This is a genomic window from Enterococcus sp. DIV0806c (assembly GCF_051710905.1).
Taxonomy (GTDB): domain Bacteria; phylum Bacillota; class Bacilli; order Lactobacillales; family Enterococcaceae; genus Enterococcus_B; species Enterococcus_B mundtii.
The window spans coordinates 372,197-390,485 of the sequence record NZ_JBIOLO010000001.1 but is presented as its reverse complement, the minus strand read 5'-3'; the positions used below and the strand labels follow the sequence as shown (position 1 = coordinate 390,485).

Genomic DNA, 18,289 nt, shown 5'->3' with positions numbered 1-18,289 from the left:
AGACTAAGGCATTATACATCCACAATGTAATTAAATTAAGATAAAATCAGATGTTTATATGGTAAAATAGTACCAATTATTTCTTTTCAACAATAATTTAATTTAGGAGTAGGTTTTAAATGAAAGTGAAAATGCTAGAATTACAAAACGACTTAAGAGAAAGAATTTCCCATAGAAATCAATATATCCCTGTGACAACATGTGTAGATCATTTTGATGACTATTTTAATAGCACATGGGAATGTCATTGGCATGAAGAAGTGGAATTTTCAGTTGTTTTAAAAGGAAGTGTTGAATATATTATTTTCTCTAGTGAAAAAAACACAACAACCATCACTTTACATCATGGGGAAGGAATCTATGTTCCTTCTGGTAAATTACATAGTGTTAGAGCATTGCAAGAAGGAACTATACTCGCAGGTCTAGTATTTCCCATTAGTTTTTTTGAATTAACAATCTTCGATAATTTTTACTTTAATAATATAAGCAAAGTGTTCGATTCCCATTTTCCATTCATATATTTAAATACTGAAGAATCGATTGATATATCAATAACTGAAAGCATCATAGAAATTTGTGGATTAACTGGTACTGAAACAGGTTTTGAATTATATTGTATTGAATTAGTTTCTAGAATATGGCGTCTTTTGACATCAAAAATGAATCATCTCACAGAAAAAACTATGTTTTGCGAAGAATCGATTCAAACACAATATATGAAGGCAATGTTAACATTTATCCACTCAAATTACGGAAAATGTATCACGGTCGAAGAAATTGCCAAACATTCAGGAATTAGTAGAACTGAATGTTTTCGCTGCTTCAAAAAGTTTCTAAAAAAAACACCTATGGAGTATACGACCAGCTATCGTTTATCAATGGCAACAATGCTATTAACAAGTACGAGCCGAACAATAAAAGATATTTCAAGCTCGTGTGGTTTTTCCACACCAGAATATTTTGGGAAAGTATTCAAAAAATATTTGGGAACAACGCCTGGCCAATACCGCAAGTAAAGGAACCATGATAATAATTATGTTATTATTAAAAAATCATAGTCTTAATACTATCGCGCTTTTTTAATCAAAAACAAGAACCTTTGAAAAGATACATTAAAGAGATTGCACCCTGACTAAAATTAAATGGCCCTAAACTTATAAGTTTCTGAACCCATAAAATATCTCAACAAAAAACTATAAATTACATGTTCAACTAAATGTTTGTTTAGTATGCATTATCGATTCTGAAAAAGAATTCGTTTCTTAGATAATGATTATCCTGCTAATTTTTCTTCATATCGTTTAAGATTGTCAGCGAGCGGATAATCATAAAACATTGAAAATCATGGAATGTTTCGGCTCCATGCTAAGATTAAACCTACACAATTCTTTGAAATAGGTACGATAATCTGTTTCAACCATTCGAACAATATACTCATTCGAAAAATCATCAAAGACAATCAATTCTGAGAAGATGCCTAGCTTCGCATCGATCCCTAAGATTTCGGGTAAGACTTTCCAGAAATGTTCTTGAGAAACTTGTGATACTAACTTCTCCAATTGGTTCATTTGGCTCTGTATATAGTCCTTCAGGACTTGGCTTTCTCGTTTCTCTACTTCTTCCAAAGTACTTTGAAACCCTTGAAGATAGGCTTCTTGGGTAGTAAATACCGCCATAGTTCTTTTTCCTTCTTTCTTTTAAAAAACGATCCGGTCGATCAATGGATTCAACTGGTGTTTGACCCGTGTCCAGTCTTGCACCGTAGTAATACTATTCATTAAAATATACTCAGTTTCCAGCGCGTAATCCAAAAGGTACGGCCGATAGTTTGTGACAATTAAATCAATCTGTGCATCATTCAAGCGTTCTTGCGTCAATTCCTTTAGCGGAAGAAAGAGTAAATTGTAATGGTCACTCAAAAGTTCTTGGGCTTGCAGGCGAATCGATTGTACCACCAAATAATTCCCCTCCAGTAAAAACAAAACCTGTTTGACTGGTTGATAATAATGAAATAACATATCTATGTATAACGTAAAACTGACGGCCACATCTTCAAAGGTCACTGCTGAAAAGCGAAGTGTCTGCGCATGCTTTTGTAAGAAGTAGGAATTGATCTCATGGAACTGTCCATAGGTTTTCTTGACCATGACACGGACTTCTTCTAACTCTTTATTCAATACCGGGCTCAACGCTTCATTGATCAGATGTGAGACTAAAAACGAGTCCAATTTTGACAAAAACACATCAAAATCAGACTCGTTTTTTATTTTTGAGAAAGGGCGACTGGACTGTCCCACACTCTTTTAAAAGCGAATGAACACTCAAGTTCTACCTAAATCAATCAAACATTCAAGATCCACATGAATCCTATAAAGACAAAGAACAGCGCGTACATGATCGGTGAGACTTCTTTGCCACGTTTTGCCGCTAACATGGTGATTGGATAAAAGATGAATCCTAATGCAATCCCATCTGAGATACTATAAGTCAACGGCATACCGATCAAGATCAAGAAAGCAGGAATCGCAATCTCCATTTTTCCCCATTCGATCTGACGTAATGATTGGGCCATCAACACACCAACTAAAATCAGCGCAGGTGCAGTCACTTGAGAAGTCACGACTGATAATAATGGTGAGAAAAACAACCCGAACAAGAATAAAATCCCTGTTGTGATTGCAGTTAATCCAGATCGTCCACCAACGGCGATCCCTGCGGATGACTCAACAAAAGCCCCAACTGGCGATGTACCTAACAATGAACCAGCTAACATCGCAGTAGAATCCGAAGCTAATGCTTTCCCAACACGTGGCATTTTGTTATCTTGCATGAAACCGGCTTGGTTTGCTAGACCAACCAATGTTCCAGCTGTATCAAAGAATGTCACTAACAAGAACGTCAAAACGACTACCCACATTTGTAAGCTATTGATATCACCAACGTGTTTCAATGCAACTAAGAAAGTGGGTTTCAAGCTAGGTGCTGCCGCAACAAGCTGTGAAGGCATAGGAATCAGTCCAGTGACTAGTCCTAGAAGTGTGGTAGCTACCATTCCGATAAAAATCCCTCCTGGTACGCGACGAACTAACAATACCGCCGTCACGATCAAACCAAAAATCGTCAACCAAGTGGAACCGACACTCAATGAACCTAAGCCAACAAGAGTGGATTCATTTGCCACGATCAAGCCACCCTCACTCAAGCCTAGAAAGGCAATAAACAAACCAATCCCGCCGGAAATCGCAAACTTCAAGTCTGTTGGAATGGCATCAATGATCATCTCACGTAATTTAAAAATGGTGATCAAAATAAAAATCAACGAAGCGACAAACACTCCTGCCAATGCTGTTTCCCACGGAATCCCCATACCTAAACAGACCGAGTAAGCAAAAAAGGCATTGATTCCTAGCGCAGGCGCTGTTCCAATCGGGTAGCGTGCAACGACCCCCATCAAAATACAGCCAATGGCACTGGCTAATGCTGTCGCAGTAAACACTGCCCCTTCATCCATCCCCGAAGCACCAAGTACTGTTGGATTGACAAATAAGATATATGCCATAGAGATAAATGTCGTAAACCCAGCCAGTATCTCACGTTTCACCGTCGTATTCAGTGCGTCAATCTCGAAGTAGGAAAGTATCTTTTCCTTCATCGTTCATCCCCCTAAAACCGAACATTTATAAAAAAGTTCTTACTATATTAGATTTATTAATAAAACAACGTGTTTAATATTATCCCAAATAAAGAAATAAGTAAACAAAAAATTCGGATTTAATCAAAAATCCGAACATTACTATTTACCTATTCCGCTTTCATTTAGAGAAGAGTATGTCGATTACTAATAAATAAAACTAAGTACACAATAGTTGAAGAAGCTTCTATCTATGGGTTTCTTTACCGATTCGCTTTTGTTCTTCCGCACGAAATTGCTGATTGTCGATTTGGCTGATCGGTAAATTACTCCCTTTTCCACGATAATCTAATGAATTTAAACCACCGAAGCCTGTATCGACCATTTTATTCCATCCTTTGGCAGGATTTTTCCCAGATTTCAAATTCTTCATTCTCAATTTATCACTCTTTTTCATCCGTTGCTTTTTGAAATAATCTTCAAGTGTTTCAGTGATCGAGATTTTCATCTTCTGTCTCCCTTTCATCTACTTTTTCTGTCGATTCTAATTTTGCCATCACAAAAAAATTTCCTTCAGGATCGGAAAAGTTAAACGTCAACAAGCCATTGTTCTCCAAAATTTCACCAGCTGTTTCGATTTGTTCGTAAAGTTCGTCAAACTTATCTGTAAAGAAAATCATAGACGGTGGTGGTCCTAACACTTCTGGTGAAAATCGTTCAACGAATGTCCGAGGAAAAATAGCCAACTCCAATTCTTGCGACATACGCAAGACAATGCTTTGATATTCCTCTGGCAATTCCAACGTTTCTACTATTTCTGCCTTCAATTGCTCAACGAAAAACCGACTGACTAACGCGACATCTTCGACGTATAGCATGACACGAGATTTATGGATCATTTGACAACGCCTCCTCTAAATAAAAGCTTGTTTTCATTATAGCACGAAAGCGGAAACACACTTAGTGGAAGTCACTGCTATTAAGCACAAGATGATTGAGCGAACGTTGCTTATTTTCGTGTTAAGCGATCAAAAGACAAATCACCCGCAATCTTCAAGTTTGCTTTGTTTGAAGATTACGAGTGACTCCATCGTTTTGGTTATTTCCTACGTGTCCGGTCACAAAGTGATTTCTGGTTGTTCTTTCGTCACTGTTTGTCTAGTACTCGTTACACCAAATGTTCGTTCAATGTCTTCTTGTAAAGCAGTCATTGCTTTTCCGGCAACTTCTGCTTGTTGTGCGTTGACTGCCTCGATCACCAACACAGCGTTCGTCGTTTTTTCTGTTAACATAGTCCGTTGCGCTTCACGCCAGTTAAAGCAGCGACAAACTGCGCCTTCTTTATCATAATAAATGATTTCTTCTGGTAATGCGGGCGCATCTGCTTCTGCGCCTAATGGCAAGAAATTTTCTCCACCTTGAGCTTTACCCAAATGAAGATCCCCAACGATCGTGTCAAGATCTTCTCCACCACAGGGTACGCCAAAGCGCAAAGAGATACTATTATAGATATCCACTAACGGACTGATCGGGAAAAATTCGCGACCTTGACTGGCTCTTTTTAGCAGTGCCTCGATCGATGAACGTGCACCTTTTTTTGTCTTGAACTGGGTAAACGCTTGACGCCATTGTGCAATCACTTCATTTTGACTAAAAGGTTCTTCTGTTAAATAATTTCTTGCTTCTTTAGCAGCACGATTTAATTTGTCATAGTAATCTGCTTTGTTTTCTTCAACGACTTCGTTATTGATCCCTTCTACCGTTAGGATCTCAATTTTTGCTTCTGGGAACACTTCCCAAAATGATGGATCTGCTACAAATTTTTTCATTCGTTACACCTCATTGATTTTTTTGACTAAAATATGATCGATCTGTGCATCGTCTCCCATATAAAACACATGTTGTCCTTGGCGTATGAAACCATGCTTACGGTAAAAAGCTTGGGCTGGATCATTATGTTCCCACACACCTAACCACACAGCTGTTTTTCCCTGTGCTTTCGCTTGAGCCAACGCCCAGTTCATCAAGTGAGTGCCGATCCCTTTTTTCTTATAGGGTGGTCGAATATAGATCCGTTCGATTTCTAGATGATCCTCAGGCATTTCCTCGGATTGTGCTTTTCCTATGTTCAGTTTTAGATAACCCGCAATTTCGCCATGATCTAGCGCCCAGAAAAAAGCTGATTCTGGATGGATCAGTTCTTTTGTCAATCGCTGCAAATCATACGCTTGCGAAAGATACGCATCCATATCTGCCTGCGTGTTATATTCGCCAAAAGTATCTGTGTACGTTTCAATGCTGATTGCTTGAAGGCGTTCCACTTCACTTCCCACAATCGGTCTGATTTCTACCTTTCCCACTCCAACATCCCTTTCAATACAGGCGTTTATTGCCCTTTTTTACAAAATTCCAGTCTTCGCTGATATTTTTCCTTACGTGTGTCAATAATCTTTCCAACTGTTGGATTTCTTCTTCAGACAAGCCAGCTAAAGCGACTTTCGTAGAATGATGGTGTTCTCGGATGATCATCGGATAAAGTGCTTCTCCTTGGGCTGTTGGATAACACCTTTTATTTTTCTTGTTCTGTTCGTCCGTTACACGTCGAATCAAGCCATTACTTTCCAGCTTTTTCAGCGCACGGGCAGTTGTCGTTCGATCGACTTTAAGCATTTCGGCTATTTTTTCTTGAATGATGCCTGGATTTTCACAAATCCGAACGAGATACAGGTATTGCCCCCTCGTCAAAGCGACTTCCTTGAACTCAATATTACTGATCGAATCTAACGCTCGTGCTATCGCGCCGATTTCTCTTATGATCTCAGCCATCTCTTCTCTCCTTTAGTTGTACTTTTATTGTACTGATTTTTGTTGCAAATGCAACAAAAATATATTGATCAGTCAAAATAAGGCAAATGACCTGTCGCTAAGATCGCAAGCTGTTCTTCTGTCGTCCGTTTTTGGGAAAGAGTAGGTAAATCGTCCAATGCAAAAAAGGCGCTGTTTGAAGTTTCATTATTTGTGATAAAAGAACCTCCGATGATCGAACATCCAAAAATGACTTTATAGTATTGAAAGGCTTGTGGAATATCTTTTCGGGTATTGGTATCAAAAATCGCCAGTAGTTGATCCACCGTCACTGTTAGCCCAGTTTCTTCTTTCACCTCTTTTTCGATATTTTCCTTTGGTGAATAGCCGATTTCCGCAAAACCGCCCGGCAATGCCCATTCTTTTGTATTGCTGTCTTCCACTAACAGTACTTTATCCTCTTGTTTGATAAAGGCACGTACATCGACTTTGGGTGTTGGATACCCTTCATTTTGTTCTAAAATAAATTCAAGGCGTTCTTCGATTTCCTTGTCGCCATTACTTAATAATGATAAAGCGATCGCTTTCAATTCTTGGTAACGTTCTTCGTCAAATGGATCTTTGCCATAGAAGAGACCGGCTTCTGCGATCGCTAATAGACGTTTGTATTTTTCGTTTTTTGTTGTCATTGCAATTCATTCCTTTCAATAAATCCACGCTGTTATGTCTTACTCCAAAACTACAAGAAACCGCTTATGTAAGTCAAGGATTGTGTTATAATTTGTTTTAAAAGGAGGGATGTTGGATGTACTCGCTCATGCACCAAATCATCACTGAAAAAGATTTACAACGACAAGTCACGTTGATCGAACTACTTTTAAACCATCCCAAAATCACTGTCAATGAGCTTGCTGAAGAAACAAATACAACGGAACGTACGATTTTTTCCGACTTACAAGTCATCCGCTCACAATTACCTGATGGCTGGTTGATCGATAGTGATCAGTCAGGGATTCGTTTACTCAACCAACAAAATCTACTTGCCAATGATCTGTGGGAATTGTTTCTAAAGCAATCCGTTAGTGTACAATTGATCAAAGAACTATTGTTTACAAAGGAATGTTCCACAACCAATTTCTTAGCAGCCAATGGACTTTCTTACGAAACGCTGAAACGCCATACAAGAAAAGTCAATCGCCAACTCCTTCGTTATGGGTTACAGATCAAGCTGACAAAATATACAAGTACGATGAGTGGTTCTGAAAATGCGATCCGCTTGTTTTATCATCGTCTTTTGATGCCATTTACTCATAATAATTATTTTTTTGAAGATTATTCCATCCATGAATCCCATTACTTTCGTTTTTTGAAACGCTTGAAGCAAACCCCTTTTTCTGTTGAAACAGAAGAGATTTTTGGCATTTGCTGGTTTTTCATCAACACGATACGTGTTAAGGCAAACTGCCGTATCGAGGACTCTTTCTTTGAACCTGAAGATACTCTTTACTCCACGTATGCGACTGAATTGACCACGCTTTATGAATTAGAAGGCGTTTATTTACAAAAAGATGAATTGATTTTTGCTTTCTTTTGCTTTTTAGAAAGTTGGAATTACAACAATCAATACCAAGAACCCGTAGCAGATATCTTGCAAAGTTATCCTTTTTCGGGCAAGATCAAACAATTCGTTCAGGATTTAGCTGATACCTTGCACTTAGAAAAACTAAACGAGACAAAACTTGCGGATAACTTGATCTTGTTATTGTTGAAATATCATGAATCACCTATCTTGATCGAGCAGTTGAATTTGCAGTATCACTATTTCTTGGAAGAATATGAGCAACAATATCCACAGTTGTACCCATTCAAACAAGAATTACTTGAGCAACTGAAACAAGAGTTGCCTGTTCAAGAAGACGAATACTTTCTACGCCTACTATCCTTCTTGATCCAACAAGCGATCTTATCCGTTCGTCCAAATAAATTGAACCTGTATTTCTTCTTTCAAGGCGAACCCTCTTGGAAAGCCTTTTTGCAACAAGAATTAAATGATTACTTTGGGAAACGAGTTCAATTGATTCCAGTAGAATTATCACAACTTTCTGATATCACGTTCCATAAAAACGACTTGTTCGTCTCGAACACCCCCCTCGACCAAGTCCCAATACCAATCATCTACATCTCTACCATACCAACCAAAAACGAGCTCGACCAATTGACCGAACTCACATTTAGAAGTTATTTGTAAGGTTGTGAAAGAAGCGTTCAGCACTGAGTAATAAGACAGGAAAATCGAAAATGGCTTTTTCATTTTTGATTTTTTTGGCTTATTATTGAAGTGTTGCTTCTTGAACACCGTTTATCAGGTTGTGAAAAAAGCGGTCTGACCTGAGCAGTAAGATGGAAAATCAGAAAATAGCTCCTCATATTTTTTGATTTTTCAGCTTAATGTTGAAGGTCAGCTTTTTGAACACCGTTTATCTAGGTTGTGAAAAATCCGTTCAGCTCCAAGTATTAAGGCAGAAATTGAGAAAATAGCTTCTCATATTTTTTCGATTTTTGACTTAATATTGAAGGAGCTGGCTTTTGAACACCGTTTATCATAGATTGTGAGAAAAGCGCTATGACCTGAACAGTAAGATAGAAAATCAGAAAATAGCTCCCCATATTTTTTGATTTTTTAGCTTAATGTTGAAGGTCAGCTTTTCGAACACCGTTTATCTAGGTTGTAAAAGAAGCGTTCAGCTCCAAGCATTAAAACATAAAACGCGACCGCCTTCCTCTACTGTAACCTAGGGGAAGACTGCCGCTTTGCCTTTATCTCTTGAACGATCGACGATTCTCAGTTACCGGCAAAAGCTTCTCTTTCTTTTCTTTTGATCCATGTTTTACTGATTCGTTTCTCGACTTCTACGATTGTAAATAATAGAAGTACATTTGCAAGGATTGGTAAATGTTGAGCAAAGCTCAAACTTGTTGTTTCAATGACTTGTTGCGCAAAGGGTAGATAAATGACTCCAGTTTGGAGGACAAATAAAATACCTAATGAAATAAATAAGAATTTATTTTGGAAGAAGCCTTTGTTCAATGAAGCATCGACTTGCTCACGACAATTGATCATATAGACGGCTTGGGCAGCAACAATGTTTTGTAAAAGAACAGTTTGTTGTAATGCTTGACCTTCAAACTGCATTGCCAACCAATAAGCTGGGATAATGATCAAGAGGGACACATAGAAAATCCGGAAAACATTGTACTTAGTCAAAATCCCTTGGTTGGGATCTCTTGGTGGCCGACTCATCGTGTCTTTACTTGCTTGTTCAAAACCTAACGCATAGGATAACGTGATTGTTGTCACCATATTGACCCATAAGATTTGGATCGGTGTCAAAGGCAATGGCTGATTCGCAAGTAATGCCCAGATGATCACCAAACCTTGTGCTAAAGATGTAGGTAAGAAGAAGCTGATCGTTTTTTGTAAATTATCTAAAATCCGACGTCCTTCTTTGACTGCTTTAGCGATCGTATGGAAGTTGTCATCGCCTAAGACCATATCTGCGGCTTGTTTACTGACTTCACTTCCTTTGATCCCCATAGCGATTCCTACATCTGCTCGTTTCAATGCTGGCGCATCATTGACACCATCACCAGTCATCCCAACGATTTCACCATTTTTCTGCAAAGCTTCTACGATCCTTAATTTATGCTCCGGAGTCGTTCGAGCAAAGACATCGACTTTGCTCACTTTCTTCGCTAAATCTTGATCAGAGAGTCGATCGATATCGATCCCTTCAAGGACATTACTCGTATGCTTCAACCCGATTTGATCAGCAATTGCTTGCGCTGTGTCTTTATGGTCACCGGTAATCATTTTCACCGAGATCCCTGCTTGCTGACACTCTCTTACCGCTTGGATCGCACTCTCTTTTGGCGGATCAATGATTCCTGCAATCCCAACAAATGTCAGTTGTTGTAACTGTGCATGGTCTAACTCTTGCTCGATAGGCAATTGCTTGTAGGCGAACCCTAATACACGTTGACCTTTTTTTGCTAGTTGTGATGCTTGGTTGATCCATTGTTGCTGTTCTGACTGTGACAAAGAAGATCTCGATAATAAAACTTCTGGCGCTCCTTTGACAAACACTACTGCATGGTCCTGTTCTTCATGCAGTGTTGCCATATATTTGTAACTTGAGCTAAATGGCAATTTAGCAAGCGCCGTTTTTAGGGGAAGATTCTGTTCAGCTGTGTATCGTAGTAAAGCTAGCTCAGTTGGATTGCCACTCAACGTTTCCACTACTTGATCATCTTTCGTTTGCACTTCTTGACAATTTTTCATGATTTCAAGTAAGCGTGTCTCATCTTCTGTCATTGTTTCCACAACAGTCATTTCATTTTTGGTCAACGTACCCGTTTTATCTGAACAGATCACCGTCATTGAACCAAGTGTTTCAACGGAAGGTAGTCCTTTGATAATCGCTTGTTCTTGTGCCATTTCATTGACCCCAAGTGAGAGGATCATCGTCAATACCGCTGGTAGCCCTTCTGGGATCATAGAAACGATCAACGCAATGATCGTTGAGAATAAAAAGTTCCACTCTAAGCCATACCTAAATGAGGTAAAGAAAATCAAGAATAAACTTAGAAAAACGATTCCTCTGAAGATTTGCTTGTTCAACTGATGGATCTTGCGAACCAAAGGGGTCGTTTGTTGTTGAACTGATTGTAATGCTTGATTGATTTTTCCAATCTCCGTCGTATTCCCTGTTTCAACGACGACACCAAGCGCCGATCCAGCTTGGACAAGTGTACCTGAAAACGCCATATTGAGTTGATCTCCTGCGCCTAATTCATCGACTAACGGCTCACTCATTTTCTCTACCGCATCGGATTCACCGGTCAACGCAGCTTCTTCGATCATCAAACCATATGTTTCGACTAAACGAATATCGGCAGGCACGACATCTCCAGCTGTTAAACTAACTATATCCCCTTGCACGATCTCAGTGGCAGGGATACTTTTCTTGATACCTTCAGAAAGAACCACTGCGTCTTGACTCATTAAGCTTTTTAGCCCATTGAGTGACTCTTCTGCTTTTCTTTCTTGCCAATAACCAACAAAACTATTGATGATCACTACAAGTAAAATAATACTACCTTCAATATAATCACCCGTTAAAAACTTCAAGACAGAAGCCACCATAAGGATGATCATCAACAAATCCGTAAAATGCTTCAAAAATTTCCGAAGCGGACTGACTTTCTTTTTCACTTCTATTTCATTTCGTCCTTGTATTTCTAAACGACTGGTACGTTCTTGATTTGAAAGACCATCTTTGGTCGTCTTTAATTTATTCATTGTTTGTTCAGCAGTTTCTTTGTACCATGTCATCGGCAATCCCTCCTGTATTTCATTTGATAATACTTATTATACGTAAGAAGGAGGGTTTCTTATGTCGATTATTTCAGGCAAACATGAAATAATTAGTGTGATTTAAGATGAGCCAGGTTTCTAGGTTTGCTTTTCAAACGAAATTTTTCCCCTTTACTCCGATTGCTTCGTTGATTTTTGTTCACTCAATTTGTTTTTTATTTCTTGTTCCCAAGAAGGTTTTCTAATTTTTTCGATACATAATGGGGCAACAAAAAGAATGCCGCTGATCAATACGACAGCCACAAAGTTGATCCACGTACCAGCTTTTAATGTAAGTCCGACAGAAAAAACGATTGCTGCAAATAAGACTAACACAACAAGCCAAGCACCGAGATTCCCATTTCCCTCTTTTTTACCGATTCGAAATGGACGAGGGATAGCCGGATTTGTTTTTCTAAAACGTAAGAATGCGACACCCATGATGAGATAGACGATACAATAAATCACTGTCGTTGCATTTACTAACATCAAAAATGCTTGATTGACTCCTGGAATCAATAAATAGAATAGGGCAAACACAGAAATGATAATAGATTGTGTCAAGATCACCGCTTTTGACACATCAAATTCATTGGTTTTCCAAAAATTGAAACGAGGAGGATACGCGCCTTTTCTTGCACTTTCTGTAACAGTTTTGGCTGGACCAGAAGCCCAAGCAGACAATTGTACAGCGACACCGACAAATACAAGTAAGCTGAATAGGTTCACAATCATATGTGGCAAGCCAAGAATTTGGCAATCGATCGAAATGGATTGGGCAATATTATTCAACTCCATTTGACCCTTTGGTACCACATTGGCAACGACTAACGCATTCAGCGTGTTTACCACAAATAAAAAGACTAACGCAGCGAAAATACCGCGTATATAAGTTTTAACTGGATGTGCCAATCGAGTGATATAAACAGAAGACATTTCGATTCCAGTAAAAATGAACATGATCGGTGCAAAATAAACGAATGATTTTGCAGTACTTGGATCGGGAACTAAAAGATCCCAAGAAAATTTTCCTAATGTTCCATTTGGCATGATACCGACCTTGATCCATGCTGCGACACCCAATAGGAGCATTAATGCCAACGGGATATACAACCCCAACCAGACACCGATTTTCCCGCCAATTTTTGCCATGTCGAATTTTAAGTTCAATAGTGTGATGATCCAATAAACGACTAAAATCACGAGTAATGTGAATTTACTATTCAAGCCCAATGGGACGTTATTGACCATGTTGCCAAACAATGGGGCAAGTGCTGAGGCAACCATGACCATTCCTGGAAACATTTGAACCCATAAAAGCCAAGAAACGACAAATCCCCATTTTCTACCGAGGGATTGAGAGACCCATAGTTCTGGCCCTCCCTTTTGAGGAAACATCCCTGCAAACTCTCCTGAAATCAGAGAGATCGGAAACGCATAAAAGAGTACAGCAACTAACATATAAAACAACATCGTCCAACCAGTGGCAGCGACATCAGGAATATTACGGACGCTTGCGACTAAAGCGCAAGTCATCCCAATAAACGTTAACGTTGACAGTTGTTTGGTAGATTTTGAGTCTGTCATGATCGATCCTTCTTTCTATCACTAAAACTACGCAAGAACTTCTCTTAGTTTTTCTTCCATTGCGTGTTTGATGGCTTCGGTGTAATAATCAAAGATGTTGTCATCGGTTAAATACGGAGTCATGATAGCAGCTCGCAACAAAGTAACTTGTTGTTCTTTTTGCCATTCCTCTTTTGGAACACCCATGCTTTCAACAAATGCCACTGGAGAATCGCCATAATCCGCTTGCGTGAAGGTCGTATGAGAAGTGATGAAGCGTTCTGCGTACACATCCCCTTCCATATAAGAGGACACATCGAACATTTTTTCATTCAAACGGTTGATTTCTTTTAAATCCGTACATCCTTGGACTTTGAATGCCCAATCGACCATATTGAAATCTGGGTGATTCAATGGATAGACTTCAATTGTTTTGCCATTGACAGTAAAGCTTAATTGACCAAGAAATTCTCGGAAACGTTGAGCAGCTTCGATTGATGCACCGATCAATTGACCATAACCAGTGACATTCAAAGGGAGAACTTGGTGCGCCGTCCAAACTGCTGCAGCCGTTGCCCCAGCTTTTGAGCCTTCTAAAATATAGGCACCTAACATATCAGGAGCTTTAACCGATTTTTCAAACACATAAGGTGCAAAATAAGAGATGATATTCCGCATACTTTTGTGTTTGATCGTGATTCCTCCTGCTGCATAAGGTACATAGCCCATCTTATGGGGATCAACAGTCACTGATTCGGCTTCACTGATTGCCTTGAATCCTTCATAAACACTTCGTTCGATTTTCACTTCATGATGGAAAACATGATGTTCTTCATAAAATTCTGCTAATGATGCGTAAGGTACAAATTCATACGCTTCATTCATGAACAAACAACGAGCATAGCCACCATAAGCTGCATCCACGTGAAGGTAGAAATAAATGCCTTCATCTTTCAATTTTTCTCTAAGTTCAACGATTTGATCGACACGATCGACTTGTCCTTCTTCTGTTGTACCTACAACAGCGACCACACCTAGGATGGGGATATGTTGGATAGCTAGTTCACGAATCGTCTTTTCCAATACTTGGACATCCATTCGGTAGCAGTCATCAACGGGGATCGCGATCATTTGATCCAACCCGACACCACAAATATCTAATGCTTTCATCCATGAATAGTGTTTGGTTTGAGGAACAAGCCATTTGCCCAATTCTTGGATGTGTTTCCCACTTCGTGAAGATGCAGCTTTGACATTGTCTAATTCTTCATCAGTAAATGTTTCGATCATTTCTAATATTTCTTCTACAGATAGATTAAGTAATTCCCAGTCCGATAGGTCTTTCACTTTTTCAGGATAAGTTTCTTTGACCGCTAAAGGAATCGATTTGATACAACGGGCATACCATAGACCTTCTAAATTCGCAATTGAACCATCCGCTGTCAGATGTCCCCAACCATTCGGCATACTAAACAGCTTCGCAAAGTCTTCTCCGATTTCTGCTTCCATTTGTGATGTGGCCATTGAGGATTCCAATGCCACGTTATTAGGATTCCAAAGCATCGCAAAGTGATAAGCCAACAAAGCTGGCATCAATGTTTCTGCATTCATTTGTCCCCAATAACGTCCGGCTGAATGCCAAGGAATTGAACCGGCACGCATTCGTTCACTGACTTCATCTAAGACTTCCATCATATGTTGTCGAGTCGCAAGATAAGATGTTGTTGATTTGTCTGCTTCACTGATTGCGGGAAGGTCAGCTGGTAAATAATTTTCACGCCAACCTAAATGTTCATCCACCATCTTATTCAATAACATTTTATACACTTGGCCATTTTCTGCTTTGTCGCCAATAAAGACGGCTTTGATATCCATATCTTTCATGATTCATTTCTCCTCTCTTGTTACCTGATCACAGGAAATAATCAGCCGGCTGTTGTTTCTTGATCAGTTTACGTGTTTGACTATACGCCCAAATTTTAAAAATTTTTTTTAATAACATACCTTTAGATTTCTTACTTTGAAGACAAAAAAAATAAAGTCTGATTATTCTGTATTTTCAGCTGAAAAAAACGAACGATGTGACTAAACTTCCTGCTAAAGAACGGTTTACTATATTGATTATAACGTTTAATTCACGAACAAAAAAAAGAAATCCAATGTACTTATTCGTTGAAAAATAGTCATATTTATTTTTTCTATTTGGTTCTTTTTATCAATCAGTTCCCAATTTTTTTAAATAAAACAGATACAATAACAAATATAAGTAAATTTAGCATCTTGTTTGCTAAGAAAGATTAAGTGATAGGTGCGTATCTACAAAAAACATGGCATAATAGCTAAGTGCTTGTGCATGACTATACAAATAGGGAGGATTCCCCATGATTGAACATTATCTTGAGAAAAATCTCTTACGCCAACTCTTTCTTTGTGGTCAGTTTTATGTAAATAAAGAAGTCCATCTTCCAACGACAGCTACTTTGTTACATGTTTGTCAAACGACTCTGTTGAATGATATCAAAGCTTTAAGTAGAGAATTGAGCGACCAAATCATTTATCAATCAAAAGAAAAAGAAACCTATTCTTTATACTTCGCACCAACAACTTCTCGCTTCCAATTGATGCAACGACTCTCTCGACCGTCTTTATTTTTAAAAACCTGCCTTCTTTACTTAGAAGATGAACCAGATTATATTCAATTGACTGAACTCGAATTTATTTCAGTCAGCAAAGCTTATGCATTGAAGAAACAAGTGTTAGACTACTTTCAAGCATGCGATATCGCTATTGAACATCATTCCCCCCACTTTACTGACATCGAAAGACGCTTGGTTTTGCTAAATGTGAGCTATCGGACAGGCACATTGCCAGACTTCTCTCTTCCTCGCTCCTTTGATGTCCAAGCGCAAGAATTTATTCAAGCAGTCACTAAAAAAAGTGGACGTATCTATGATCGGGATACCCAAGAGATTCTACAAACAGGCTTTCTGATCAGTCTGTTCTATCAAAAAGATGCCCCGCTATCAATCGATCAATCATTCATCGATGAAATCAAAAAGAGACCGATTTATCATTTCGTTCTTGCTGCTTGGGAAGAAAGTTCGTTTAAGCAATTTTTTCAGCCAAATGAATTTTATTTTATTCTGATACTCTTCAATCTATGTGATTATGGATTTGATTCCTATGAAGCCATCGAGGAGGATTTTGCTCAACTACATCAAGTCTTTATAGAAAATAATCCAGAGACAAAACAGTTGATCCAACAATTCGAGCAACATTTTGACCATCCTTTTCTTGGAAACAAAGCTTTTGAACGTGCGTTGATCCGTATTTTGCGTTCTGCTTGGAAAAACTATCAATTATTCTTACCTGAAAAATTTCATTTGTTGACCGATGATCAACAGCAATTATTTGAAGAAGTAAAACAGATCGTTACCGATTGGAGCCATGCACTTCCTTACCAATTAAAGATCAATCCAAATTGTCTACGCTCATTCGTTATTGAATTGACTGGTATGTTACGCTTAGATAAACAAAAAGTATCTGTGCGGATCGTGACCAACTCAGATATCAAATACCTGATTTATCGCGAAGCTTTAGAGGCCGTTACGACATGTGACATTTCCGTCGAACCAGTGATCTATAAACAATTAAATGAAGAAGGTATCGCGTTTGCAACTGCTTCCTCCCATCGGCTGTTGTGTGAACGAACGCTTTATACACCTGTTGCCTTGTCCATGGAACATATTATTCCGATCTCAGTCGAAACAGTGGAACAAGCCATTATACGGCTTGTAAAAAATAGTTCATGAGAGAGGCATACTCTCGTAATGTTAACCTCTTGCACACATTTATGCTGTCGTATAAAGCGTGTGAAAAACTAGACAGTTCCATAAAAAAAGCTAGAAAACCAAAAATTCATCCTACAAAATTTTGGTTTTTCTAGCTTTTTTTATAATCGTTACTTTCTAAAAAACTATTTATTCAATTTTAAGAGACGTGATCACTAATATCATTTGCACATTCTGTCTATGAGGATCATGCAAACTTAGACATCCGCTGGACCGATTTCTTTATTCAAGAAGTAAGAGATGATCGTACGAATCACGACTAATGCGGCTAATTGAAAAATATCTTGTAATGTCGGTTTGATGATTGACTCGATGATCCCAGCAGAAATCAATATCTCTAAACTCAACAAGATATACCCACCTAGCATTTTTTTGATGCCATTATTTTGATGAATCCGTTCATTTTGTTTGAATGACGGGTTCAAAGAATCTTTCAAAAAATCTTTGATCGAAAGAAAACCACCCCATAATAAGACCGCAATGGCAAAAATATCTAAAATCAAGACCAACCATTCAAGATATGGATAAAGAAGTGTCATCCAACTGATCTCCATCAAACTTCCCTTCTTTCATGCGATACATGACTCGCGATTTCTAAATTTAAGAAATAAGAGATGATCGTGCGAATGATAATGATCAATGCTAATTTTAAAATATCTGTCCAAGTTGGTTTGATGACAGATTCAATGAGATCTGCCACGATCAGTACTTCTAAACTCAACAAAATATAACTAGCTAGTAGTTTTCGAATATCCGCATTCCGCCGATTACGCATCGCATAATCTTTGATCAATGGGCGTTCCAACATCAAATGTTTTAAAACTAAAAAAATTCCAACCAATAAGACTAAAATCGAGAAAATATTCAAAATCGCAGTCACCCATTCCAACAAATGGACCAACGTTTCACTAAACATCTTTACACCCCACTTTTTCTTCTACTCCTATCCTACTAAGAGTACGGAGTTTCGTCCAGTTTGAGCAAATATTACCGATCAAAATAAGATGTTTCTTTTTATCTATT

Annotated in this window: 17 protein-coding genes; 3 read left to right on the top strand and 14 right to left on the bottom strand. The window is 38.5% G+C overall.

Features of this window, described 5'->3' with window-relative positions; all coding sequences use genetic code 11:
* The first annotated feature begins 119 nt into the window (after window positions 1–119).
* Entirely contained in the window at window positions 120–1,016 is an 897-nt protein-coding gene (locus tag IGK77_RS01885) for a helix-turn-helix domain-containing protein (RefSeq protein ID WP_074799662.1), read from the top strand.
* Window positions 1,017–1,325: 309 nt separating this feature from the next.
* Here the strand turns inward: IGK77_RS01885 and IGK77_RS01880 are convergent, their stop codons facing one another.
* From IGK77_RS01880 to IGK77_RS01840, 9 genes are all read right to left on the bottom strand, one after another.
* Window positions 1,326–1,676: a DUF7006 family protein gene (locus IGK77_RS01880; protein ID WP_074799661.1), complete on the bottom strand. Its 351-nt coding sequence runs from the start codon at window positions 1,674–1,676 to the stop codon at window positions 1,326–1,328.
* A gap of 21 nt (window positions 1,677–1,697) precedes the next feature.
* A complete protein-coding gene (locus IGK77_RS01875) occupies window positions 1,698–2,237 on the bottom strand; it encodes a hypothetical protein (RefSeq protein ID WP_177187665.1) in 540 nt (179 codons plus the stop codon).
* 104 nt (window positions 2,238–2,341) lie between these two features.
* Window positions 2,342–3,652: an NCS2 family permease gene (locus IGK77_RS01870; RefSeq protein WP_010736459.1), complete on the bottom strand. Its 1,311-nt coding sequence runs from the start codon at window positions 3,650–3,652 to the stop codon at window positions 2,342–2,344.
* Window positions 3,653–3,878: 226 nt separating this feature from the next.
* Window positions 3,879–4,139, bottom strand: coding sequence for a hypothetical protein (locus IGK77_RS01865; RefSeq protein WP_019724093.1), 261 nt, complete (start codon window positions 4,137–4,139; stop codon window positions 3,879–3,881).
* Window positions 4,120–4,530, bottom strand: coding sequence for a glyoxalase (locus IGK77_RS01860; protein ID WP_071866217.1), 411 nt, complete (start codon window positions 4,528–4,530; stop codon window positions 4,120–4,122). Before IGK77_RS01860 ends, IGK77_RS01865 begins: the two co-directional genes overlap by 20 nt.
* A 219-nt stretch (window positions 4,531–4,749) precedes the next feature.
* The gene (locus tag IGK77_RS01855; protein WP_019724095.1) at window positions 4,750–5,460 is read right to left on the bottom strand and encodes a B3/B4 domain-containing protein; all 711 of its coding nucleotides are present in this window, start codon (window positions 5,458–5,460) and stop codon (window positions 4,750–4,752) included.
* A 3-nt stretch (window positions 5,461–5,463) separates the two neighbouring features.
* Entirely contained in the window at window positions 5,464–5,991 is a 528-nt protein-coding gene (locus IGK77_RS01850) for a GNAT family N-acetyltransferase (protein WP_074799660.1), read from the bottom strand.
* 13 nt (window positions 5,992–6,004) lie between these two features.
* Window positions 6,005–6,457 (bottom strand): MarR family winged helix-turn-helix transcriptional regulator, encoded by a 453-nt coding sequence (locus tag IGK77_RS01845; RefSeq protein ID WP_062805801.1) that lies wholly within the window; start codon window positions 6,455–6,457, stop codon window positions 6,005–6,007.
* Window positions 6,458–6,525: 68 nt separating this feature from the next.
* Entirely contained in the window at window positions 6,526–7,125 is a 600-nt protein-coding gene (locus tag IGK77_RS01840) for an NUDIX hydrolase N-terminal domain-containing protein (protein ID WP_074799659.1), read from the bottom strand.
* 116 nt (window positions 7,126–7,241) lie between these two features.
* Here IGK77_RS01840 and IGK77_RS01835 point away from each other — a divergent pair, with 116 nt between their 5' ends.
* The gene (locus IGK77_RS01835; protein ID WP_074799658.1) at window positions 7,242–8,684 is read left to right on the top strand and encodes a helix-turn-helix domain-containing protein; all 1,443 of its coding nucleotides are present in this window, start codon (window positions 7,242–7,244) and stop codon (window positions 8,682–8,684) included.
* A gap of 594 nt (window positions 8,685–9,278) precedes the next feature.
* Here IGK77_RS01835 and IGK77_RS01830 read toward each other — a convergent pair.
* The 3 genes from IGK77_RS01830 to tdc form a co-directional block, all read right to left on the bottom strand.
* A complete protein-coding gene (locus IGK77_RS01830) occupies window positions 9,279–11,828 on the bottom strand; it encodes an HAD-IC family P-type ATPase (protein WP_074799657.1) in 2,550 nt (849 codons plus the stop codon).
* A 153-nt stretch (window positions 11,829–11,981) separates the two neighbouring features.
* On the bottom strand, window positions 11,982–13,436 hold the full coding sequence (locus IGK77_RS01825; RefSeq protein ID WP_438712867.1) for an amino acid permease: 1,455 nt from the start codon (window positions 13,434–13,436) through the stop codon (window positions 11,982–11,984).
* 27 nt (window positions 13,437–13,463) lie between these two features.
* Window positions 13,464–15,299: a tyrosine decarboxylase gene (gene tdc, locus IGK77_RS01820; protein ID WP_074799655.1), complete on the bottom strand. Its 1,836-nt coding sequence runs from the start codon at window positions 15,297–15,299 to the stop codon at window positions 13,464–13,466.
* Window positions 15,300–15,796: 497 nt separating this feature from the next.
* Between tdc and IGK77_RS01815 the strand changes: the two genes are divergently transcribed.
* The gene (locus IGK77_RS01815) at window positions 15,797–17,227 is read left to right on the top strand and encodes a DNA-binding protein (protein WP_074799654.1); all 1,431 of its coding nucleotides are present in this window, start codon (window positions 15,797–15,799) and stop codon (window positions 17,225–17,227) included.
* A gap of 236 nt (window positions 17,228–17,463) precedes the next feature.
* Here the strand turns inward: IGK77_RS01815 and IGK77_RS01810 are convergent, their stop codons facing one another.
* Window positions 17,464–17,820, bottom strand: a complete 357-nt coding sequence (locus tag IGK77_RS01810) for a DUF1622 domain-containing protein (protein WP_066026548.1) — start codon at window positions 17,818–17,820, stop codon at window positions 17,464–17,466.
* Window positions 17,820–18,182 (bottom strand): DUF1622 domain-containing protein, encoded by a 363-nt coding sequence (locus tag IGK77_RS01805; RefSeq protein WP_074799652.1) that lies wholly within the window; start codon window positions 18,180–18,182, stop codon window positions 17,820–17,822. Before IGK77_RS01805 ends, IGK77_RS01810 begins: the two co-directional genes overlap by 1 nt.
* Window positions 18,183–18,289: the final 107 nt, after the last annotated feature.